The organism is Sulfuritalea sp. (assembly GCF_017302275.1).
Classification (GTDB): Bacteria; Pseudomonadota; Gammaproteobacteria; order Burkholderiales; family Rhodocyclaceae; genus Sulfuritalea.
The window spans coordinates 55,938-75,849 of the sequence record NZ_JAFLDR010000019.1 but is presented as its reverse complement, the minus strand read 5'-3'; the positions used below and the strand labels follow the sequence as shown (position 1 = coordinate 75,849).

The window sequence follows — 19,912 nt, the reverse complement described above, 5'->3', positions numbered from 1 at the left end:
CCTTCAATCGCTTCTTTGTTGCGTCGCTTAACCGCTTTTGTGCCATGACAACATTCTCCAATATCACCATTGGAGATACAACGTTTCAGATGATCAAAAGTTGTCCTGTTTTACGGAAATATCAATAGTTTAGCGACCGGCCCGGCGGGCCTTCCGCAGCGAGGGGTGAGCGCGGGGTTTCGCAAGGCCAATTTTTTGGACTTGCGCCGCGCAAACGGGCGAGACTCTGGCGAGCCCTCCGCCATCTGGCCGTGGAGGCGGGGCGCGTTTCTTTGGGTACTTTCTTGCCGCGCAGCAAGAAAGTACCTCGCCTGCCGGGGCGAGTCCCGGCGAACTTGTTCTGCTTCTGGATTCCGGCATTCGCCGGAATGACGAAACAACAAAAGTCGGCGCTGGCGATACGGCGATCTACTCGCCGATGTCTTGCAGTACCGCCTCGATGATGCGCGGATGAATGAAATATCCCGCCGGCTGCAAGCGATCCAGAACCGGACGCGCCGCCGGGATCAAGCCCTGCAACTTGGCGAGGCCGATCACCGCCGCGGTGCCGATGATCGCTATATGGTGCGACTTGGCTTCGGCCCGTCCGGCGCGATCGTCGATGATCAGCAGGCAGTCTGGCATTTTCAGCGCGACGGCGATCGCGCTGCGCTCACCCGCATCGAGTCCGGGGTTGGTCGGCTGCCATGAGGTTTCGAAAGGCCCCGGACAAACCAGCCAGCCGGCCTCGAATGCCTGGGCGATGAGTGCCTTGCCCAGATAGTCCGCCGCCGGCAGGGCTTCGTCGCGGACTTCCTCGGTGACCAGGACTTGTCCGAACAGGTGACGCAACACATCCAGGGCGTCGATGCGGGACAGCGCAATCAGCGGCCCCGCATCGGCGATGACGACGCTACGCAAGCCTCAGGCCTTTTGCGCCAGCCACTGCTTGCCCGCATTCAGATCGTCTTGGGCGTCGGCCGCATTGCCCCCGGTCAGGGGGATGCCGAGACTGGAGAGCAGGGTCAGCATCTCGGGCAGCGGCTTGCAGGCCATGCGCGCGGCGAATCCGGCGGAAATGGCACCGTTGCGGAACAGGGACACGGCAAGCGCGACCCGCACCGAGCCGAGATCGGGCAGGTCGAGCTTGTCCAGGTCGACCAGCAAGGCCTGGGGATGGTCGCGGTTCATCACCACGACCATGTCGTCTTCCTTCGCGCTGCGCAGGGCGGTCGTGGGATTGGTCTTGAGCTGGCGGATGTTGACGGTCTGCATGATGTTCTCCTTGCATGTAGGAACATTGTAGCCTGCCTCATGCGGGACATCAATTCCTTGCGTCGTGTTGGAACTCGAAAAGTCGGCGCTGGCGCTACGGCGAATTGAAGCCTACTTCCGCCATGCCCACTGTTTTTCCCACGCCCCGCGCACCATGTTCGGATACTCGGGTTTGCCCAGGCTGCCGTTGTAGCGGCCGAGCGCGCGGTAGAGGTCGCCTTTTTCGATGTCGAGGTAGTGGCGCAGGATGGTGCAGCCGAAGCGCAGGTTGGTGCGCATGTGGAACAGGTTGTCGTCCTTGTCGCCGATCAGGCCCACCCAGAAGGGCATCACCTGCATGTAGCCGCGGGCGCCGGCGGAGGACACGGCGTACTTCTTGAAGCCGCTTTCGACCTGGATCAGGCCGAGCACCATCTGCGGGTCGAGGCCGGCACGCTTGGCTTCGTAATACACGGTCTTGAGCAAGTCGAGGCGCGCCTCGCGCTCGGGAATGCGGCGCGAGAGGCGCCCCGACATCTCTGTCAGCCAGTCGACCTTTTCCTGGACGGAGGGAAACTGGGGCTCGGGTGAGGCGCGGTCGGCAATCGCGGCGTGCAATGCCGCCTGCACGCTGGCCGCCAGGGGTTCGTATTGCTGCGCGCCGGCGAGGGCTGCCGCGGGCAGCAGCGCCGCGGCGAGGGCAAGCGTTAAGCGGCGGATCAGCCGCACAACTTGGTTTGCAGGAAGGCGGTCATTTCGCCGGCGGCGATCATGGTCGCCTCGGTGTCGGTACGGCCCTTGTACTCCAGCTTGCCTTCCTTCAGGCCGCGCTCGCCGACCACCACGCGATGCGGCACGCCGATCAGTTCCCAGTCGGCGAACATCGAGCCGGGACGCTCGTCGCGGTCGTCGAGGATGGCGTCGATGCCGGCCGCGAGCAGTTGGTCGAGCAGGGCGACCGCGGCAGTGCGGACGACTTCCGACTTGGCGTAATTCATCGGCACGATCACCACCGCGAAGGGCGCAATGCCGGCGGGGAAGATGATGCCGCGTTCGTCGTAGCCCTGTTCGATGGCGGCGCCGACGATGCGCGAGACGCCGATGCCGTAGCAGCCCATTTCCATGACCTGGTCCTTGCCCTGCTCGTCGAGGAAGGTGCATTTCAGCGCTTCGGCGTATTTGGTGCGCAACTGGAAGATGTGGCCGACTTCGATGCCGCGGCACAGGTCCAGCACGCCCGCGCCGTCCGGCGAAGGGTCGCCCGCGAGCACGTTGCGGATGTCGGCGACGGTGGCGGGTTGCGGCAGGTCGCGGCCGAAATTGACGCCGGTGAGGTGGAAGCCTTCCTCGTTGGCGCCGCAGACCATGTCGCCCATCACGGCGACGCTGCGGTCGACCACCACGCGGCCGGCGAAGCCGACCGCGCCGATGTAGCCGGCCTTGCAGCCCAGCGCCTCGACGATTTCCTCGTCGCGGGCGAAGCGGAATGTGCCGACCACTTTCTGTGCCTTGATTTCGTTGAGGTCATGGTCGCCGCGCAGCAGCAGCAGGACGAACTCGCTGCCGCCCTCCTTTTCCGCCATGACGGCGATGGCCTTGACCGTCTGCGTCAGCGGCAGTCCGAGGAAAGCGGCCACGTCCTCGCATTTGGTCTTGTTCGGCGTGGCCTTTTTCTCCATCGTCGCCGTACCGCCAGCGCCGACTTTTTGCGGCGCGATGGCTTCCGCCAGTTCCACGTTCGCCGCGTAATCCGAGGTCGGGCAAAAGGCGATCGCGTCCTCGCCGGAGTCGGCCAGCACGTGGAATTCGTGCGAGCCGGTACCTCCGATGGCGCCGGTATCGGCGGCGACGGCGCGGAATTTGAGGCCGAGGCGGCTGAAGATGCGGCTGTAGGTTTCGTACATGTTGCGGTATTCGCGTTCCAGGTCGGCGAACGAGGCATGGAAGGAGTAGCCGTCCTTCATCAGGAACTCGCGCCCGCGCATGACGCCGAAGCGCGGCCGGATCTCGTCGCGGAACTTGGTCTGCACCTGGTAGAAGTGGCGCGGCAACTGGCGGTAGCTCTTGACCTCGCGGCGCACCACGTCGGTGATGACTTCCTCGTGGGTCGGGCCGATCACGAAATCGCGCTGGTGGCGGTCCTTGAAGCGCAGCAGCTCGGGTCCGTACTTCGGCCCGCGGCCTGATTCCTCCCACAATTCGAAGGGTTGCACGGCCGGCATCAGCAGTTCGACGGCGCCGGCGCGGTTCATTTCCTCGCGCACGATGTTCTCGACCTTGCGCAGCACGCGCAGGCCCATCGGCATCCAGGTGTAGATGCCGCCGGCGAGGCGGCGGATCAGTCCGGCGCGCAGCATCAGCTTGTGGCTGACGATCTCGGCGTCGGAGGGGGCTTCCTTGAGGGTGGCAATGAAAAACTGGCTGGCGCGCATGGCTATGGGCTGGAAATCGGAAAGCCGGCATTTTACCTGCCGCGCCTGCCCGCCGCCGCGGGAAATACGGCTTTCAAGTGGCGCGCGATTGTGGAAGAATGGACCCCAATCAATCATTGGAACTTGCATCATGCTCGATCGTGAAGGCTTCCGCCCGAACGTCGGCATCGTTCTGGTCAACAGTCGCAACGAGGTGTTCTGGGGCAAACGGATCCGCGAACATTCCTGGCAGTTTCCGCAGGGTGGCATCAAGAAGGGCGAGACGCCCGAACAGGCGATGCTGCGTGAACTGGAGGAGGAAACCGGCCTCAAGCCCGAACATGTGCGGATCATCGGCCGCACCCGCGACTGGTTGCGCTACGAGGTGCCGAAGCAGTGGGTACGCCGCGAATGGCGCACCACATACCGGGGACAGAAACAGATCTGGTTTCTGTTGCGGCTGGTCGGCCGCGACAGCGACGTCCGCCTGCGCGCCAGCGAACATCCCGAATTCGATGCCTGGCGCTGGAACAGCTACTGGGTGCCACTGGCCAGCGTGATCGAATTCAAGCGCGGGGTCTACGAGGCGGCGCTGGTCGAACTGGCGCGCCTGCTGTTCGCCCATCCCGAGGAACGGCTGCCGCGCTGGGAAACCGGCGACGAGCCCGAGCACAAATGATCCGCTGGGCCGTCCTGCTGCTGGCCGGAATCGCGGGTAGCGCGCTTGCCCAGTTCGGCTCCTATCCGCGCCAGGAACAAAGCCGCTACGACGAGGACGCGGAAAAGCCCTGGGTGGAGGCGGCGGTTGATCTGCCCGCGTTTCCGGCCGAAGAAAACCTGCGCGAGTTCTATGTAAGCGCCGCGGCGAGCAACAAGTTCTACATCGACGCCAGCACGCTCGCGGTCGGCGCCGACGGCGCGGTGCGCTATGCGCTGGTGGTCAAGGCCACGGGCGGCGCGACCAACGTCAGCTTCGAGGGCATACACTGCAAGAATCGCAGCTGGAAACATTACGCCACGGGTCGCAGCGACGGCGCCTGGGTCAAGTCGCCGGCGTCACGCGCCGACTGGCGGCCCATCGAAAACCGGCCGGTAAATCGCCACCACGCCGCCTTGAGCCGCGACTACTTTTGTCCCGGCGGCATCCCGATCAACTCGGCCGAGGAGGGGCGCAACGCCTTGCGCCTGGGCAGGCATCCGAATGCAATCTGATCCCGCTTCGATGATCGATGCCCTGATCCCGGAAATCGACAAGGCATTGCGCGCCGTGTTCGCGCCGGCGCCAAGCCGTCGCGCGATGCCGGGCGCCGACCTGCCCGAAGCCGAGATGAGCGTGGCGGAAAAACGCCATGTTGCGGCGCTGATGCGCGTCAATCATTGCGGAGAAATCTGTGCCCAGGCCCTTTACCAGGGGCAGGCCCTCAGTTCGCGCGATCCCCTGGTGCGGCGCGAACTGGCGCAGGCGGCATGGGAGGAGACCGAGCATTTGAACTGGACCGAGCGGCGGATCGCCGAACTGGGCGGGCGCAAGAGCATCCTCAATCCGCTCTGGTACGCCGGTTCGCTCGCCATCGGTACCGTGGCCGGGAAGTGTGGCGATGCCTGGAGCCTGGGTTTCCTGGCCGAAACCGAGAGGCAGGTCGAAGGGCACCTCGAAAGCCACAAGGCCATCCTGCCCGCGCAGGACCGCAAGTCGTGGGAAGTGCTCGAGCAGATGAAGCTAGACGAAATGCGCCATGCCGAAACCGCGAACCATCACGGTGCCCGTCAACTCCCCCTGCCGGTCAGGCTTGCGATGAAGCTTTCATCGAAGGTGATGACCCGGCTTTCCTACTACGCCTGACCAAGTCCTCAGGCAGCGACCACCTCGAAGCTGTGCGTGATCTCGGCGGTATGGCCGAGCATGATCGAGGCCGAGCAGTACTTTTCCGCCGACAGCTTGACGGCGCGCTCCACGGCCTCGGGTTTCAGGTTGTTGCCCGAAACCAGGAAGTGCATGTTGATGCGCGTAAAAACCTTGGGATCCGTGTCAGCGCGCGTGGCCTGCAGCTTCACTTCGCAGCCGCTGACCTCATGGCGGCCGCGCTTCAGGATCAGCACGATGTCGAAGGCGGTGCAGCCACCGGTGCCGGCCAGCAGTAATTCCATCGGACGCGGCGCAAGGTTGCGTCCGCCCGCCTCGGGCGCCCCGTCCATGCATACCATGTGACCGCTTCCGGTTTCGGCGACGAAGCTCATTCCATCATGCCAGCGTACTGTGCATTCCATTTCAAGGACTCCTTCAAGAGCGCGCCGGGGATTCTAGCCGTGCCGCCGAAATCCGATTGCGGCGAGGCAGCAAAATTCCCTTGTCAACAGTTGGTGGAGCCAGATTCCGGATATCAGTATATCTTTGGTTGTATCCGAAAAAAGTAAAAATATTCATGTTTTTCAATGAAAACAAACACATTAAGCTTAAAGCTGTTTTGGCGTGGAAAAGGTGTTGCGCAGCGCACAAAAAAGTCTTGCATTGCAGCAATCGCTGTGCAAAAATTTGTCCAATCTGATTCAAATTGGCACTGGAAAAATTCAGCTGCAACTTGTTTCTGACCCACGTCTCCTCCACCCTCCTCCTTTGGAGTGGATTCAGCGCAACCCTCCCAGGTTGCGTTTTTTTTCGCCAGTTTTTCGGCGATCCGTTCGAACCGACAACCGGCGGTGGTTTGTTTGACACGGTGCACGAAGCTCTGTACGATTCGCGCCCTTCTAGGCTGGGTCGGTAGCTCAGTCGGTAGAGCAGCGGACTTTTAATCCGTTGGTCCCGAGTTCGAATCTCGGCCGACCCACCACCGTAATATATAATTTGAAATTCGGGTTGTTAGCTCAGTTGGTAGAGCAGCGGACTCTTAATCCGTAGGTCGAGTGTTCGAGCCACTCACAACCCACCAAATACGCCGAATCAACTTTCGCAGTTGATTCGGCTTTTTCTTGGTTGGCGCCCGCCTGGTCCCGGTCTACGGGCGATACAGGCTGAGCGCGAGTCCGGCCAGCAGCAACAGCAAACCTCGGATGCCTCCCCAGCGGACGAGGCGGGCGCGCAGCGAATCATGCCAGGGGCCTTGCGCGCCGGGGCGCAGCCAGACCGGCAGCAGGTGGGATGCCGCGCCGCCCACCAGCGGCAGCAGGAAGGCGATCACGAAACCCGCCACGAGGGGACGCGGCGCCCCCCAACCCGCGCCGTGGGCCGCCCCAAGGGCCAGCGTGCCGAGCAGTCCGATCGCAGCTGCGGCCAGGGATGGCGCCGCCCCGTCGACCCGCAGCAGGGCAGTGCCGAAGCGCGCCGTCCATGCCGACAACATGCGCAGCACGACCAGGCCGTAGAGCCCGCCGCCGAGCAATGCCAGTGGCGGGCCGAGTGCCGTCATTGGCGCGGGGAGCAGCGAGGACGCGCCGAGCGCGATCAGCAGGGCGCCGCCCGCCGCCCATTTGAGGTCGCCGCGCAAGCGGATGGCGACACCCGGGTCGGCCTGCCGCAGGCAGGTGGGCAGCAATACCTGCAAGGTTCCCAGTGCCGTCAGTCCGACGAAGCCGAGCAGGTTGGCATGCAGGTGAAACAGGCGCAGGCCGTTGCGTTGGGTCGGAAACCACGGCATAAGGATCACCGCCAGCAAGGCCAGCAGCAGGAAGCCGAGGGCCGCCAGATACCAGTCCAGACCCCGGTGACGCGGGCCGAACATGCGCCGCGCACGGGCCAGCGTCCAGCCGCCGAACGCCATTGCGGCAAGCAGGGCGACAAGGGCGGCAATGCCAAAGCGGGCCGGCGAAAAATCCGTGGCGAACACGCCAACCGCCAGCGCACCCCCGGCCCAGGCCAGCATCGGCGGCCCCCACGCGGCGAAGCCGGGTGGCGGGCTGCGCGTCAGTACCGGCACGAAGTAGCCCATTGCCGCCAGGATCAGCGGCATCACGCCGAGCGCAAAGGCCAGGTGGGCGGCCAGCTGCGGCGAGCCCCATCCAGCGACGAGCAACATGCCGGAACCTACCAGTGCGATCAGCGCGGTGATGGCCAGCAGTGGCAGGAAGGTAAGTCGGGGCATGCGTCGATTGTAATGGCGGTGGCCGCATGCCACACTCGCGCCCCATGTCCGCTACCCACATCCCGCGCGCCGGCATTGTCCTGCTCGGCCTGCTCTCCCTTGGCTGGGGCCTCAACTGGCCGATCATGAAGGTCGTGATCACCGAACTGCCGCGCCTGAGCTTCCGTGGCGACAGCATCCTGCTCGCATCGGTCGGGCTGTTCGCAATCGCCTGGCTTTCCGGGCAGTCCCTGCAAGTGCCGGAGGGACGCTGGCGCCAGTTGCTGGGTATGGCCGCCTGCAACATCACCGGCTGGAACATCTTCGCGATCTACGGCGTCAGCCAGATGCCGTCGGGACGCGCGGCCATCCTCGGCTACACCATGCCGATCTGGAGCGCGCTGCTTGCAGTCTGGTTCCTCCACGAACCGCTCGACCGCCGTCGGCTGGCCGGACTAGCGCTCGGCATGGGCGGCATGGTGCTTTTGCTGGCGGCGGAGTTCGAAAAACTCGGCAGCGCCCCGACGGGGGTGGCTCTGATGCTGGTCGCGGCGATCTTCTGGGCGGGTGGCCTGGTGATCTACAAGCGCAGCCCATTGCCCATGCCGATCACCTCCTTGACGGCCTGGCAAACTTTGCTCGGCGGCATTCCCGTCGCCCTTTTAGGGCACTCCCTGGAAAACGCCAACTGGGGGGCGCTGAGCTTCTGGCCATTGTTCGGCTTCTGGTACAACGTCTTCATCGCCCTGCTGTTCTGCTACTGGGCATGGAACAAACTGGTGCAGATGGTTCCCGCCTCCGTGTCGTCGCTCGGCTCCCTGATCGTGCCGGTGGTCGGCGTGTTCAGCGGCATGGTGATCCTCGGCGAAACGCCGCGCTGGCAGGATTACACCGCACTGGCGCTGGTGCTGACAGCAATTGCCACGGTACTGCTGCCGCCGCGGGCCGGCGTTTGAGGTCGCGCAAGTCGCGGCCAGCTGCTTTCGGGCACAATTGGGCCATGCTCATTGTTTCGGGTCTTGCCTGTTCGCGCGGTGAACGCCGCCTGTTCGCCGACGTCGGCTTCTCGCTTGATGCAGGCGAATGGTTGCACGTGCAGGGTGAAAACGGCGCCGGCAAGACCAGCCTGATGCGCCTTCTGGTTGGCCTTTCGCCGGCCGACGCCGGGGAAGTTCGTTGGCGCGGCGAGCCGACGCCCTGCCTCGAGTTTCGCCGTGATCTCGTTTATCTGGGGCACCATGCCGCCGTCAAGGAGGATCTGACGCCGCTGGAAAACCTGCGCCTCTCGGCTGCGCTTGACGGCATCGCGCTCGACGAGCGTGACGCGCTGGCAGCGCTTATTCGGCTGGGCCTGCGCGGGCGCGAGGACCTGCCGGTGCGCGTCCTTTCCGCCGGACAGAAGCGCCGCGTGCTGCTGGCCCGCCTGCTGACGCGACCGGCGGTGCTGTGGGTGCTCGACGAAGCCTTCAATGCGCTCGATGTGGCCGCGGTGAAGCTGCTCGGGGAACTGATCGCCGAGCACCTGGCGCACGGCGGCATGGCCGTCCTCACCAGCCACCAGCCGCTGCCCGTGCCGGGCGGCAGGACCCTGGTGCTGTGAGCGCGTTCCTAGCCACGGTTCGCCGCGACCTGCTGCTCGCCTTGCGCCGCAAGAGCGAGGTGCTGACCGCAGTCTTCTTCTTCGTCATCGTCACCAGCCTGTTCCCGCTCGGTATCGGACCGGAGCCGGTGCTGCTGAAGAAGATCGCCCCGGGCATCCTCTGGGTTGCGGCACTGCTGGCCACCCTGCTCGGCCTGCCACGCCTGTTCGCCGCCGACCATGGCGACGGCACCCTTGAACAGATGGCCTTGTCGCCTTCCCCCTTGGGCTTGCTGGTTGCCGGTAAAATACTTGCGCACTGGTTGTTGTGCGGTCTGCCCTTGGTATTGCTGGCGCCAGTGCTCGGTCTGCAGTTCGACCTGGATGCGTCGGCGCTGGGTATCCTCACGCTGGCGCTGCTGTTGGGTACGCCCCTGCTGTCATTGATCGGCGCCATCGGTGCGGCGCTGACGCTGGGCGTGCGTGGCGGTGGGGTGTTGCTGGCGCTGCTGGTGTTGCCGCTTTACATTCCGGCGCTTATTTTCGGTGCGGGGGCGGTCGAAGCCCACATTGCCGGATTGGAGGTCGGCGGGCACTTGTCCCTGCTGGCGGCGATGCTGGTTCTTGCCGCATTTTTTGCGCCGTGGGCGACTACGGCAGCCTTGAGGATTGCGTTGGAGTGAGACAGTCGCTGATTCACTGGTTCAAATATGGCAGCCCGCAGAGCTTCTATCCGCTCGCGGGGCGAATGATTCCGTGGTTCTGGGCCGCTGCCGCGCTGTTCGGCATCGCCGGGCTGTGGATTTCCTTCTTCGTCGCACCGACCGATGCGCAGCAGGGCGAGGGTTACCGCATCATCTTCGTGCATGTACCGGCCTCCTGGATGTCGATGTTCATCTATCTGGTGATGGCCTTCTGGGCCGGTCTCGGGCTGGCCCTGAACACGCGCGTCTCGGCAATGATGGCACAGGCCCTGGCGCCGACCGGAGCGCTGATGGCGGCCCTGTCGCTATTGACCGGCGCCTTCTGGGGCAAGCCGATGTGGGGTACTTGGTGGGTGTGGGATGCTCGGCTGACTTCGGAACTGATCCTGTTCTTCCTCTACCTAGGCTTCATGGCCCTGCAGGCGGCGATCGACGACCCGCGCCGTGCCGACAAGGCCGGCGCCATTCTGGCCCTGGTCGGCGTGGTCAACATTCCCATCATCTATTTCTCGGTGAAATGGTGGAACACGCTGCATCAGGGCTCCACGATCAACCTGACCAAGGCGCCGTCGATGGCCCAAACCATGCTCTGGGGCATGTTGTTGATGGCGCTGGCCTTCTGGATGTATTCGATTGCAGTGGCCTTGATGCGTGTGCGCGCCATCATCCTCGAACGCGAACGACACACGGAATGGGTGAAACATGCAGTGGAATAGCGTCGGCGAATTCCTCGCCATGGGCGGCTACGCCCTCTACGTCTGGGGCAGCTTCGGCGCCTGCCTGGTACTGATGGTCGTGGAACCTTTTCTGGCAAGCCGGCGTCTGAGGGAAGTTCGCCGCAGCCTGATCCGCGAACGACTTGCCGACGAACTCGAATCCCAGCAAAGAACCCAATGAAACCGAGACAGAAACGCATCGCCCTGATCGCGGGCGGGCTCGCCTCGATCGCCCTGGCCGCGGTGCTGACGCTGAATGCGCTCGACAGCAACATCGCGCTCTACGTCACGCCGACCGAGGTTCTGGCCGGCAAGGCTCCGCAAGGCAAGGCCTTCCGCATCGGCGGTCTGGTCAAGGAAGGCTCGATCAAGCGCCAGGACCTGACCGTGCGCTTCATCATGACCGACACCGCCAAGGACATTCCCGTGGCCTATACCGGCATCCTGCCGGACCTTTTCCGCGAGGGCAAAGGTGCGGTAGTGCAAGGCAAGCTGGGCAGCGATGGCGTATTTGCCGCCACCGAAGTGCTGGCCAAGCATGACGAGAATTACATGCCGCCGGAAGCGCAGCATGCCGTCGATCAGGCAAAAAAAGGGGACGCGAAATGACGGCCGAACTCGGACACTTCGCGCTGATCCTGGCCTTCGTCGTCTGCATCGTGCAGGGCGTGCTGCCGCTGGTCGGTGCGCAACGCGGACAGCAGCACTGGATATCCATGGCGCGGCCGGCGGCACAGACGCAGTTTGTCCTCATCGCCATTTCCTTTGCCTGCCTGGCACAAAGCTTTCTCGCCAACGATTTCTCGGTAGCCTATGTTGCCAATCATTCCAATACCCGGCTGCCGGCCTTCTACCAATTCTCCGCCGTCTGGGGTGGTCACGAAGGCTCGCTGCTGCTCTGGGTGCTGATGCTGGCGGGCTGGAGCGCCGCGGTGTCGCTGGCCTCGCGCCAGCTGCCCGAGGTGATGGTGGCGCGCGTGCTAGCCGTGCTCGGACTGGTCGGCATCGGCCTACTCGCCTTCATCCTGTTTACCTCCAATCCCTTCGACCGCATGCTGCCCCCCCCCGCGGAAGGACGCGATCTCAATCCCCTGTTGCAGGATCCGGGCCTGATCTATCACCCGCCCTTGCTGTACATGGGCTATGTCGGTATGTCGGTGGCGTTTGCCTTCGCCATCGCGGCGCTGATTTCCGGAAGGCTGGACGCGGCCTGGGCGCGCTGGTCGCGGCCGTGGACCACGGCGGCCTGGGTTTTCCTCACGCTCGGCATCGCCCTGGGCAGCTGGTGGGCCTACTACGAACTGGGCTGGGGCGGCTGGTGGTTCTGGGACCCGGTGGAGAATGCCTCCTTCATGCCCTGGCTGGTGGCCACGGCGCTGATCCATTCCCTGGCCGTCACCGAAAAACGCGGCGCTTTCAAGAACTGGACCGTGCTGCTGGCGATCGCGGCATTTTCCCTGTCGCTGCTAGGCACCTTCCTGGTCCGCTCCGGCGTCCTTACTTCGGTACACGCCTTCGCCACCGACCCGCGTCGCGGCGTGTTCATCCTGGCCTTGCTGGTCATCGTCGTCGGCAGTTCCCTGCTGCTGTTCGCCTGGCGCGCGCCCAAGGTCAATGCCGGCGGCAACTTCGGGCTGGTGTCGCGCGAAACCATGCTGCTGATGAACAACGTGCTGCTGGTGGTGGCCACCGGCAGCGTCCTGCTGGGGACGCTGTATCCGCTGCTGATCGATGCGCTCGGCATGGGCAAGCTGTCCGTCGGTCCGCCCTACTTCAACACGGTGTTTGTGCCCGTCATGGTGCCATTGCTGCTGCTGATGGCGGTCGGACCGCTGGCGCACTGGAAGCACGCCGACCTCAAGGCCATCATGCGCCGCCTGCGGGTCAGCATGGTGCTGGCCGTCATCGCCGGCATCGCGCTGCCGCTGCTGATGGGCGCCTGGACGCCGCTGACGGCGATGAGCAGCCTGCTGGCGGTGTGGATCGCCGCCAGCAGCGTGTTCCAGATCATGGATCGCGTGAAGACCGGCAGGCCGCCCGCGGCATTCTGGGGAATGCATGTCGCGCACGTCGGCATCGCGGTATTCGTCATCGGCGTGGCCATGGTAGGGGGCTACCAGGAAGAGAAGGACGTGCGCATGGAGCCGGGCGACACCGTGCAGGTAGGCGGCTACAGCTTCCGCTTCGTCGGCGTCGACAGCGTTCCCGGCCCCAACTACCGTGCCGCGAGAGGTACCGTGGAATTGTCGAAGGACGGCCGCGTCCTGAAAACCATGCATCCGGAGAAGCGCAAGTATTTCTCCTCGGAGATGCCGATGACCGAAGCGGCGATCGACGCCGGTTTCACGCGCGACGTGTATGTTTCTCTCGGCGAAGCGCTGGACAGCTCCGGGGCCTGGAGCGTACGGGTCTACTACAAGCCTTTCGTCAATTGGATCTGGGGCGGCTGCGTGTTGATGGGGCTGGGCGGACTCATCGCCATCCTTGATCGGCGCTACCGCCTGCGCATCAGGGCGGGCGCGCAGATTCCCGCCGGGGTTGCGGCATGAAACTGCGCGACTGGCTGGTCTGCATCATGCTGATGTTCGGCGGCGCGGCGATGGCAAAGGAAGCCGCACCGATGGCGGCCGATGTCGAGGTGGAAAAGCGCCTGGTGGCCATCAGCGAGGAATTGCGCTGCCTGGTCTGCCAGAACGAATCCCTGGCCGGTTCCCACGCCGACCTGGCGCAGGACCTGCGCCGGGAGATCCGCACCCTGATCGGCCAGGGCAAGACGGACAAGGAAATCCTCGATTTCATGGTGGCCCGTTATGGCGACTTTGTCCGTTACCGGCCGCCGGTAAAGCCGACGACGTGGCTGCTGTGGGGCGGGCCGTTCCTGCTGCTTGGCGGCGGAGTGGCGGCGCTGATCGTCTTTCTGAGGCGTCGCACGAAGGAAAGTGCCGCACCGCCGCTTTCCGAGGAAGAACGCCGCCGCGCGGCGGCCCTGCTGGAACAACCCAAGCCATGACCCATTTTTATCTTGCAGCGGCGGCGCTGGTCGTCGTCGCCCTGGCGCTGCTGCTGCGTCCGTGGTGGCGTTCCGGTCGCCGTATCGTCAGCGCCGACTTTTTGCCGGCGCTGAACGCCGCCATCCATCGCGACCGCCTTGCAGAACTCGAGCGCGACCACAACAATGGCACGCTCTCCGATGCCGGCCTGGCCGAGGCGCGCGAGGAACTGCAGCGGCAACTGCTCGACGACACCGCAGCGGCCGAAGTGGCCGCCGTCGATGCCGTCAGCCGCCGCAGCGGCATCGCGATCGCCATCGTGCTGCCGCTGCTCGCGGTCGCCCTGTATGCCGTGATCGGCACTCCGTCCGCGGTGCTGCCGCAGGCGGCACAGGCGCAGCGCGTCGCGGCGGACATGGAACAGCTCACGGCCAATCTGGCCCGGAAACTGGAGCAGAACCCCGAAAATCCTGAAGGCTGGGTCATGCTCGCCCGCGCCTACAAGTCCCTCGGTCGCCTGGAGGACGCCGAACGCGCCTATGCCCGCGTCGGACCGGACCTGGAGAAGAGCGCCGAACTGCTCGCCGAAGTGGCGGAACTGCAGGTGCAGAAGAGCAATGGCTTCGATGCCCGTTCGCGTGAACTGGTGCAGAAGGCGCTGCGCCTGGAACCCGACAACATGCTGGCCCTGTTCCTCGGCGGCGGCGAGGCCTTCGCCGCCGGCCGTTATGCCGCCGCGACGGAATATTGGGGACGGCTCCTGCCGCGCCTCGAACCCGGCAGCGAAGATGCCCAGATGGTCGAATCGAGCATCGCGATGGCGCGCGAGCGCAGCGAAGCCGGGAAGAAGGCCTCGGCAGGGGGCGATGCCCTGCCCGACACTGCCATTCCCCGGGATGATGCACATCGCGGCGTGGCGAAGCCGGGAACGGAGAAGGGCGCCGACAAAACCGCGGCCAAAACCTCGGGCAAGTCGGTCGGCGGACGTGTCGAACTTGCCGCCGCCCTCAAAGGCAAGGCTGGTCCCGACGACGTCGTCTTCATCTTCGCCCGCGCGGTCGATGGTCCGCGCATGCCGCTTGCCGCGCTGCGCGCGCGCGCGGCCGACCTGCCGCTGGATTTCGTGCTTGACGACAGTCATGCCGTGATGCCGGGATCCAATCTTTCGTCGGCGCAGCAGGTGCGTATCGAGGTTCGTGTCTCGAAGTCGGGCCAGGCCGCGCCGGGCAAGGGCGACCTTACCGGCAAGAGCACCACCGTGAAGCCGGGAGCCAGCGGTTTGCGCATCGTGGTAGACCAGACAGAACCTTGACGCCGCGCCGCCAACGGCGCACCATTCCGATCAGCTCGTTGAATCGCCATAGAGTAAAAGTTCTATGGCTATTCTTTTCCGGGCGTATTTTCAGTTGATCCGCATCAAGGCAGCAGCTGGTTGCAGGCCTACGATGTTGCATGTGCACAAACCCTAATTTTCCAAGGGTTATCGACGCGAGAATCTGTCCGGCAGCAAAGAGCTGCCGTCATCGGAGCCGGGAAATGAACATATCAAGTGCCATCGTCCACGCCGGACCAGGCCAGTTGCCGGTCGTTCAAGCTGGATTGGCCGGGTTGGAGGGCGTCGAGGTGCATGCCGTGTCGCCCGAGGGCAAGCTGATCGTCACCATCGAATCCGCCGACGATGGCAGCAATGTCGCTATTTACGAGGAAATCGGCCGGCTGCAGGGCGTGATGTCGACCGCCATGGTGTACCACCAAATCGAATCCGAACCAGACCTGGAAGTTTCAGTGGAGGCTGGCCGCAGGGCCGAGCCGCAAATAAAGGAGATTTGAAATGAAATTGACGCGACGTGAATTCATCAAGTCCAATGCCGTAGCCGCCGCAGCCGCCAGCGCCGGCATGAGCATTCCCGGCGTGGCGCTGGCCGCAACGCCGCAGAGCGAAGAAGGCGTGCGCTGGGACAAGGGCGTCTGCCGCTACTGCGGCACCGGTTGCGGCGTTCTGGTCGGGGTCAAGGACGGGCGCGTGGTGGCCACCCAGGGCGACCCGGATGCGCCGGTGAACAAGGGCTTGAATTGCGTCAAGGGCTACTTCCTGTCGAAGATCATGTATGGCAAGGATCGCCTGACCAAGCCGCTGCTGCGCATGAAGGACGGCAAGTTCGACAAGAACGGCGAATTCGCGCCGATCACATGGGATGCCGCCTTCGACATCATGGCCGACAAGGTCAAGGCGACGCTGAAGGAGCCGACCCAGGGTGCGAACGGCGTTGCCATGTTCGGCTCCGGCCAATGGACGGTGTGGGAAGGCTATGCCGCCGTCAAGCTGATGAAGGCCGGCTTCCGCAGCAACAGCATCGACCCGAACGCGCGCCATTGCATGGCCTCCGCCGTCGCCGGTTTCATGCGCACCTTCGGCATCGACGAGCCGATGGGTTGCTATGACGATGCCGAGCATGCCGACGTGTTCGCCCTGTGGGGCGCCAACATGGCCGAGATGCACCCGATCCTCTGGTCGCGCATCACCAACCGCCGCCTCACCGCCAACCACGTCAAGATCCATGTCCTGTCCACCTTCTCGCACCGTTCCTGCGAACTGGCCGACAACGAGCTGATCTTCAAGCCGCAGTCGGACCTGGCGATCCTCAACTACATCTGCAATTACATCATCCAGAACAAGGCGGTCAATCAGGAATTCGTCAAGAAGAATGTCGGCTTTTTCCAGGGCGTCACCGACATCGGCTACGGCCTGCGGCCCAACCATCCGCTGGAACAGGTGGCCAACAACAACGGCTACCCCGGCGCCGACGGCAAGCCCAAGGGCGACCCGAACAAGCACACGCCGATCACGTTCGACGACTTCGCCAAGTTCGTTTCCGAGTACACGCTCGACAAGGCGCACGAGATTTCCGGCGTGCCGAAGGAGAAACTCGAAGCCCTGGCCAAGGCCTATGCCGATCCGAAGGTGAAGGTCACCTCCTACTGGACCATGGGTTTCAACCAGCATACGCGCGGCACCTGGGTCAACAACATGATCTACAACGTGCACCTGCTGGTGGGCAAGATCTCCGAGCCGGGCAACAGCCCCTTCTCGCTGACCGGCCAGCCTTCGGCTTGCGGCACGGCGCGCGAGGTCGGCACCTTCGCCCATCGCCTGCCGGCCGACATGGTGATCTTCAATCCGAAGCATAGGGAGATGACGGAGAAACTCTGGAAACTGCCGGCGGGCGCGCTTTCCGCGCAGATGGGCTATCACGCGGTGGCGCAAAGCCGCATGCTGAAGGACGGCAAGATAGGCTTTTACTGGACCTCGACCACCAACAACATGCAGGCCGGCCCCAACGTCAATGGCGAGATCTATCCGGGCTGGCGCAACCCGAAGGCCTTCGTCGTGGTTTCCGACGTCTATCCGACGGTGTCGGCGATGTCGGCCGACCTGATCCTGCCTTGCGCGATGTGGATGGAAAAGGAAGGCATGTTCGGCAACGCCGAGCGTCGCGGCCAGATGTGGCGCCAGCAGGTCAAGGCCCCGGGTGACTGCAAGTCCGACCTCTGGCAGTACATGGAGTTCTCCAAGCGATTCAAGATGGAAGACGTCTGGCCGGCGGACGTGCTGGCCAAGGCGCCGGAATACAAGGGCAAGACCCTGTACGAGGTGCTGTATGCCAACGGCCAGGTCAACAAGTTCCCCAAGGACGAAACGGCGAAGGTCAACGCCCACGCGTTTGCCGGATACACCAACGACGAGTCCGAGGCTTTCGGCTACTACGTGCAGAAAGGCCTGTTCGAGGAATATGCCGCCTTCGGCCGCGGGCACGCCCACGACCTGGCGCCCTTCGACACCTACCACAAGGTGCGCGGCATGCGCTGGCCAGTGGTGGATGGCAAGGAAACGCTGTGGCGTTTCCGCGAAGGCTACGACCCGTATGTGAAGAAGGGCGAGGGCGTGAGGTTCTACGGCTACCCCGACGGCAAGGCCAAGATTTTCGCCCTGCCCTACCAGCCGGCGGCCGAAATGCCGGACAAGGAATATGACCTGTGGCTGTGCACCGGCCGCGTGCTGGAGCACTGGCATACGGGTTCGATGACGCGGCGCGCGCCCGAGCTCTACAAGTCCTTCCCGGACGCGGTGGTCTGGATGCACCCGAAGGACGCCGAGAAGCGCGGCCTCAAGCGCAACGACGTGGTCAAGGTCTCGACACGGCGCGGCGAGATCAGCCTGCGGGTCGACACCAAGGGCCGCAACAAGCCGCCGGAGGGCCTGATCTTCATTCCTTTCTTCGACGAGCACCGCCTGGTCAACAAACTTACCCTGGACGCCACGTGTCCGATTTCGAAAGAAACGGACTTCAAGAAGTGCGCGGCCAAGGTGGTCAAGGCCTGACCCGGCAAAGCGGAGGGCATGGGGAGTCGTGAGGGACGTGCGCTTCCCGGCCAAGGATCATGGACAACGAGAACAAGCCCAGCGCGGCGGCCCGCCGGCAGTTTCTTGCCGACACCGCGCGCATGGCCTGCGGCGTCGGCCTGCTGGGGCTTGGTGTCGGGCTGTATGCGAGGCACGCCAAGGCCTTGCCGCCAGCCGCCATCCGGCCCCCGGGGGCTCTGCCGGAAACCGAGTTCTCCGCCGCCTGCATTCGCTGCGGCCTGTGCGTGCGCGACTGTCCCTTCGACATCCTGCACCTGGCCAAACCCGAAGAGCCGGTGTCGACCGGTACGCCCTACTTCGTCGCGCGCCAGCTGCCCTGCGAAATGTGCGAGGACATCCCCTGCGTCAAGGCCTGTCCTACCGGCGCCCTGGATCATTCCCTGAAGGACATCAACAAGTCGAAAATGGGTCTGGCGGTGCTGGTCGACCAGGAGACCTGCCTGAATTTCCTCGGCCTGCGCTGCGACATCTGCTATCGCGTCTGCCCGGTGATCGACAAGGCGATCACGCTCGACCGGCAGGTCAACGTGCGCACCGGACGGCACACCCATTTCATCCCGGTGGTGCATTCGGATCACTGCACGGGTTGCGGCAAGTGCGAAAAAGCCTGTCCCACCGAAGTGGCCTCGATCAAGGTGTTCCCGCTCTACATGGCCAAGGGCCAGCTCAGTTCGCACTACCGCCTGGGCTGGGTGGAAAAGGAAAAGGCCGGCGGCAGCCTGGTCGCGCCGGATGTCGAGCACCGGTACAACATGCCCGAGGGCATGAAATATGAAAGCGGCAAAGGGCTCTCGCCCAGTGCTCCCGCCGATGCGGCACCGGGTTCGGCACCCGGCAGCACGTCGGGTCTGCCCAGGGCTTTCCAGGGAGGCAAGCTGTGAACGCCACCTTGAAAACCTCAGACACTCGTCCCGGCGTCGAAGCCATCGCCGCCAAGGGCTGGCTGGCCGCGCACAAATGGTTGATCCTGCGCCGCAGCAGCCAGATCGGCATCCTGCTGCTGTTCCTGGTCGGCCCGTGGTTCGGCCTCTGGATCGTCAAGGGCAATCTGAATTTCAGCTACACCTTGAGCTTCCTGCCGCTGACCGATCCATTCATCATCCTCCAGTCGCTGCTGGCACGGCAGGCGCCGGAAAAACTGGCGCTGATCGGGGTGACCATCGTCGTGCTGTTCTACCTTCTGGTCGGTGGCCGCAGCTATTGCTCCTGGGTCTGCCCGGTCAACCCGCTGACCGATTTCGCCTACTGGCTGCGCGTGCGGCTGGGGCTCAAGGGCAGCGCCCACATAAGCCGGCCGACGCGCTACTGGATGCTGGGCATGACGCTGGTGGCGGCCGCCGTGACCGGCAGCATTGCCTGGGAAATGGTCAATCCGGTATCGATGATGCATCGCGGCCTGATCTTCGGCCTCGGCCTGGCCTGGGCGGTGCTGCTCGCCGTATTCCTCTTCGACCTGTTCGTCATGCGCCACGGCTGGTGCGGACATCTTTGCCCGGTCGGGGCCTTCTACAGCCTGATCGGCAGGTACTCGCTGACAAGGATCAAACTGCCGGCCCGCGCCGCCTGCAACGACTGCATGGACTGTTTCGCCGTCTGTCCCGAGCCGCAGGTCATCCGCCCGGCGCTGAAAGCCATAGCCGGCACACCACCCGTGATCCTGGAAGCCAACTGCACCAACTGCGGACGTTGCATCGATGTCTGCTCGAAGGATGTGTTCGCCTTCGGCACCCGTTTCAACACTACCGTCGCACCCGTAACCGGCGTCCCGCAAACGGCGCCCAAGTGATCAACCATCCACTTC

General features: G+C 64.1%; 23 protein-coding genes and 2 tRNA genes. 18 read left to right on the top strand and 7 right to left on the bottom strand.

Translation table 11 applies throughout. From position 1 onward, the window contains the following. Nucleotides 1–408: 408 nt before the first annotated feature. The 4 genes from J0M27_RS12180 to J0M27_RS12165 all read right to left on the bottom strand — a co-directional run bounded on the left by J0M27_RS12180 (nucleotide 409) and on the right by J0M27_RS12165 (nucleotide 3,665). Nucleotides 409–900, bottom strand: a complete 492-nt coding sequence (locus tag J0M27_RS12180; protein WP_294991827.1) for a DUF3368 domain-containing protein — start codon at nucleotides 898–900, stop codon at nucleotides 409–411. A gap of 3 nt (nucleotides 901–903) precedes the next feature. Then, nucleotides 904–1,254 carry a UPF0175 family protein gene (locus J0M27_RS12175; RefSeq protein WP_294991824.1) on the bottom strand — a complete coding sequence of 117 codons (351 nt, stop codon included), beginning with the start codon at nucleotides 1,252–1,254 and terminating at the stop codon, nucleotides 904–906. Between the two features lie 111 nt (nucleotides 1,255–1,365). Beyond that, nucleotides 1,366–1,953: a transglycosylase SLT domain-containing protein gene (locus J0M27_RS12170; protein WP_294991844.1), complete on the bottom strand. Its 588-nt coding sequence runs from the start codon at nucleotides 1,951–1,953 to the stop codon at nucleotides 1,366–1,368. Beyond that, on the bottom strand, nucleotides 1,953–3,665 hold the full coding sequence (locus J0M27_RS12165; RefSeq protein WP_294991841.1) for a proline--tRNA ligase: 1,713 nt from the start codon (nucleotides 3,663–3,665) through the stop codon (nucleotides 1,953–1,955). Before J0M27_RS12165 ends, J0M27_RS12170 begins: the two co-directional genes overlap by 1 nt. Before the next feature lie 130 nt (nucleotides 3,666–3,795). On the opposite strand from J0M27_RS12165, the gene J0M27_RS12160 reads away from it, so the two are divergent. From J0M27_RS12160 to coq7, 3 genes are read left to right on the top strand one after another with little or no spacing between them, the layout of a single operon-like run. Continuing rightward, nucleotides 3,796–4,323 (top strand): RNA pyrophosphohydrolase, encoded by a 528-nt coding sequence (locus J0M27_RS12160; RefSeq protein WP_294991823.1) that lies wholly within the window; start codon nucleotides 3,796–3,798, stop codon nucleotides 4,321–4,323. Next, nucleotides 4,320–4,856, top strand: a complete 537-nt coding sequence (locus J0M27_RS12155; RefSeq protein ID WP_294991820.1) for a CNP1-like family protein — start codon at nucleotides 4,320–4,322, stop codon at nucleotides 4,854–4,856. The genes J0M27_RS12160 and J0M27_RS12155 overlap by 4 nt, the downstream gene beginning before the upstream one ends. Nucleotides 4,857–4,866: 10 nt before the next feature. Further along, the gene (gene coq7 / locus J0M27_RS12150) at nucleotides 4,867–5,487 is read left to right on the top strand and encodes a 2-polyprenyl-3-methyl-6-methoxy-1,4-benzoquinone monooxygenase (RefSeq protein ID WP_294991839.1); all 621 of its coding nucleotides are present in this window, start codon (nucleotides 4,867–4,869) and stop codon (nucleotides 5,485–5,487) included. 8 nt (nucleotides 5,488–5,495) lie between these two features. Here coq7 and J0M27_RS12145 read toward each other — a convergent pair whose 3' ends face one another. Both J0M27_RS12145 and J0M27_RS12140 read right to left on the bottom strand, forming a co-directional pair. Continuing rightward, nucleotides 5,496–5,912 (bottom strand): OsmC family protein, encoded by a 417-nt coding sequence (locus J0M27_RS12145; RefSeq protein WP_294991819.1) that lies wholly within the window; start codon nucleotides 5,910–5,912, stop codon nucleotides 5,496–5,498. A gap of 113 nt (nucleotides 5,913–6,025) precedes the next feature. Continuing rightward, nucleotides 6,026–6,364: a hypothetical protein gene (locus J0M27_RS12140; protein WP_294991816.1), complete on the bottom strand. Its 339-nt coding sequence runs from the start codon at nucleotides 6,362–6,364 to the stop codon at nucleotides 6,026–6,028. Between the two features lie 32 nt (nucleotides 6,365–6,396). Here J0M27_RS12140 and J0M27_RS12135 point away from each other — a divergent pair. Together J0M27_RS12135 and J0M27_RS12130 are read left to right on the top strand one after the other, a co-directional pair. Next, nucleotides 6,397–6,472: transfer RNA gene (locus J0M27_RS12135), tRNA-Lys, on the top strand. Nucleotides 6,473–6,495: 23 nt separating this feature from the next. Continuing rightward, nucleotides 6,496–6,571, top strand: a tRNA-Lys gene (locus J0M27_RS12130). 66 nt (nucleotides 6,572–6,637) lie between these two features. Here J0M27_RS12130 and J0M27_RS12125 read toward each other — a convergent pair. Continuing rightward, nucleotides 6,638–7,720: a hypothetical protein gene (locus tag J0M27_RS12125; protein ID WP_294991813.1), complete on the bottom strand. Its 1,083-nt coding sequence runs from the start codon at nucleotides 7,718–7,720 to the stop codon at nucleotides 6,638–6,640. A 26-nt stretch (nucleotides 7,721–7,746) separates the two neighbouring features. Between J0M27_RS12125 and J0M27_RS12120 the strand changes: the two genes are divergently transcribed. From J0M27_RS12120 to napH, 13 genes are all read left to right on the top strand, one after another. Beyond that, nucleotides 7,747–8,655, top strand: coding sequence for a DMT family transporter (locus J0M27_RS12120; RefSeq protein ID WP_294991810.1), 909 nt, complete (start codon nucleotides 7,747–7,749; stop codon nucleotides 8,653–8,655). Between the two features lie 44 nt (nucleotides 8,656–8,699). Beyond that, nucleotides 8,700–9,299: a cytochrome c biogenesis heme-transporting ATPase CcmA gene (ccmA, locus tag J0M27_RS12115; protein ID WP_294991807.1), complete on the top strand. Its 600-nt coding sequence runs from the start codon at nucleotides 8,700–8,702 to the stop codon at nucleotides 9,297–9,299. Then, nucleotides 9,296–9,961 (top strand): heme exporter protein CcmB, encoded by a 666-nt coding sequence (gene ccmB / locus J0M27_RS12110; protein WP_294991804.1) that lies wholly within the window; start codon nucleotides 9,296–9,298, stop codon nucleotides 9,959–9,961. The genes ccmA and ccmB overlap by 4 nt, the downstream gene beginning before the upstream one ends. A 65-nt stretch (nucleotides 9,962–10,026) precedes the next feature. After that, on the top strand, nucleotides 10,027–10,698 hold the full coding sequence (gene ccmC, locus J0M27_RS12105; RefSeq protein ID WP_294991837.1) for a heme ABC transporter permease CcmC: 672 nt from the start codon (nucleotides 10,027–10,029) through the stop codon (nucleotides 10,696–10,698). Continuing rightward, nucleotides 10,685–10,879, top strand: a complete 195-nt coding sequence (ccmD, locus tag J0M27_RS12100) for a heme exporter protein CcmD (protein ID WP_294991802.1) — start codon at nucleotides 10,685–10,687, stop codon at nucleotides 10,877–10,879. The genes ccmC and ccmD overlap by 14 nt, the downstream gene beginning before the upstream one ends. Then, nucleotides 10,876–11,307: a cytochrome c maturation protein CcmE gene (gene ccmE / locus J0M27_RS12095; protein ID WP_294991800.1), complete on the top strand. Its 432-nt coding sequence runs from the start codon at nucleotides 10,876–10,878 to the stop codon at nucleotides 11,305–11,307. The genes ccmD and ccmE overlap by 4 nt, the downstream gene beginning before the upstream one ends. Then, entirely contained in the window at nucleotides 11,304–13,247 is a 1,944-nt protein-coding gene (locus J0M27_RS12090; RefSeq protein ID WP_294991797.1) for a heme lyase CcmF/NrfE family subunit, read from the top strand. Before ccmE ends, J0M27_RS12090 begins: the two co-directional genes overlap by 4 nt. After that, nucleotides 13,244–13,708 carry a cytochrome c-type biogenesis protein gene (locus tag J0M27_RS12085; RefSeq protein WP_294991794.1) on the top strand — a complete coding sequence of 155 codons (465 nt, stop codon included), beginning with the start codon at nucleotides 13,244–13,246 and terminating at the stop codon, nucleotides 13,706–13,708. Before J0M27_RS12090 ends, J0M27_RS12085 begins: the two co-directional genes overlap by 4 nt. Next, the gene (ccmI, locus tag J0M27_RS12080; protein WP_294991792.1) at nucleotides 13,705–15,000 is read left to right on the top strand and encodes a c-type cytochrome biogenesis protein CcmI; all 1,296 of its coding nucleotides are present in this window, start codon (nucleotides 13,705–13,707) and stop codon (nucleotides 14,998–15,000) included. The genes J0M27_RS12085 and ccmI overlap by 4 nt, the downstream gene beginning before the upstream one ends. A gap of 224 nt (nucleotides 15,001–15,224) precedes the next feature. Then, on the top strand, nucleotides 15,225–15,518 hold the full coding sequence (locus tag J0M27_RS12075; RefSeq protein ID WP_294991789.1) for a chaperone NapD: 294 nt from the start codon (nucleotides 15,225–15,227) through the stop codon (nucleotides 15,516–15,518). A 1-nt stretch (nucleotide 15,519) separates the two neighbouring features. Continuing rightward, nucleotides 15,520–18,069: a nitrate reductase catalytic subunit NapA gene (napA, locus tag J0M27_RS12070; protein WP_294991786.1), complete on the top strand. Its 2,550-nt coding sequence runs from the start codon at nucleotides 15,520–15,522 to the stop codon at nucleotides 18,067–18,069. A gap of 59 nt (nucleotides 18,070–18,128) precedes the next feature. Next, entirely contained in the window at nucleotides 18,129–18,992 is an 864-nt protein-coding gene (gene napG, locus J0M27_RS12065; RefSeq protein ID WP_294991783.1) for a ferredoxin-type protein NapG, read from the top strand. An 8-nt stretch (nucleotides 18,993–19,000) separates the two neighbouring features. Further along, nucleotides 19,001–19,897: a quinol dehydrogenase ferredoxin subunit NapH gene (napH, locus tag J0M27_RS12060; protein ID WP_294991780.1), complete on the top strand. Its 897-nt coding sequence runs from the start codon at nucleotides 19,001–19,003 to the stop codon at nucleotides 19,895–19,897. Nucleotides 19,898–19,912: the final 15 nt, after the last annotated feature.

Bases quoted from the DNA above. Each gene is read 5' to 3' on its own strand.
- J0M27_RS12175 (WP_294991824.1), bottom strand. From the start codon at position 1,254: ATGCAGACCGTCAACATCCGCCAGCTCAAGACCAATCCCACGACCGCC.
- J0M27_RS12120 (WP_294991810.1), top strand. From the start codon at position 7,747: ATGCCACACTCGCGCCCCATGTCCGCTACCCACATCCCGCGCGCCGGC.
- napG (WP_294991783.1), top strand. From the start codon at position 18,129: ATGGACAACGAGAACAAGCCCAGCGCGGCGGCCCGCCGGCAGTTTCTT.
- J0M27_RS12085 (WP_294991794.1), top strand. From the start codon at position 13,244: ATGAAACTGCGCGACTGGCTGGTCTGCATCATGCTGATGTTCGGCGGC.
- ccmI (WP_294991792.1), top strand. From the start codon at position 13,705: ATGACCCATTTTTATCTTGCAGCGGCGGCGCTGGTCGTCGTCGCCCTG.
- coq7 (WP_294991839.1), top strand. From the start codon at position 4,867: ATGATCGATGCCCTGATCCCGGAAATCGACAAGGCATTGCGCGCCGTG.
- ccmD (WP_294991802.1), top strand. From the start codon at position 10,685: ATGCAGTGGAATAGCGTCGGCGAATTCCTCGCCATGGGCGGCTACGCC.
- J0M27_RS12165 (WP_294991841.1), bottom strand. From the start codon at position 3,665: ATGCGCGCCAGCCAGTTTTTCATTGCCACCCTCAAGGAAGCCCCCTCC.
- J0M27_RS12075 (WP_294991789.1), top strand. From the start codon at position 15,225: ATGAACATATCAAGTGCCATCGTCCACGCCGGACCAGGCCAGTTGCCG.
- J0M27_RS12160 (WP_294991823.1), top strand. From the start codon at position 3,796: ATGCTCGATCGTGAAGGCTTCCGCCCGAACGTCGGCATCGTTCTGGTC.
- ccmA (WP_294991807.1), top strand. From the start codon at position 8,700: ATGCTCATTGTTTCGGGTCTTGCCTGTTCGCGCGGTGAACGCCGCCTG.
- J0M27_RS12155 (WP_294991820.1), top strand. From the start codon at position 4,320: ATGATCCGCTGGGCCGTCCTGCTGCTGGCCGGAATCGCGGGTAGCGCG.
- ccmC (WP_294991837.1), top strand. From the start codon at position 10,027: ATGATTCCGTGGTTCTGGGCCGCTGCCGCGCTGTTCGGCATCGCCGGG.
- napA (WP_294991786.1), top strand. From the start codon at position 15,520: ATGAAATTGACGCGACGTGAATTCATCAAGTCCAATGCCGTAGCCGCC.
- J0M27_RS12090 (WP_294991797.1), top strand. From the start codon at position 11,304: ATGACGGCCGAACTCGGACACTTCGCGCTGATCCTGGCCTTCGTCGTC.
- J0M27_RS12145 (WP_294991819.1), bottom strand. From the start codon at position 5,912: ATGGAATGCACAGTACGCTGGCATGATGGAATGAGCTTCGTCGCCGAA.
- J0M27_RS12125 (WP_294991813.1), bottom strand. From the start codon at position 7,720: ATGCCCCGACTTACCTTCCTGCCACTGCTGGCCATCACCGCGCTGATC.
- ccmE (WP_294991800.1), top strand. From the start codon at position 10,876: ATGAAACCGAGACAGAAACGCATCGCCCTGATCGCGGGCGGGCTCGCC.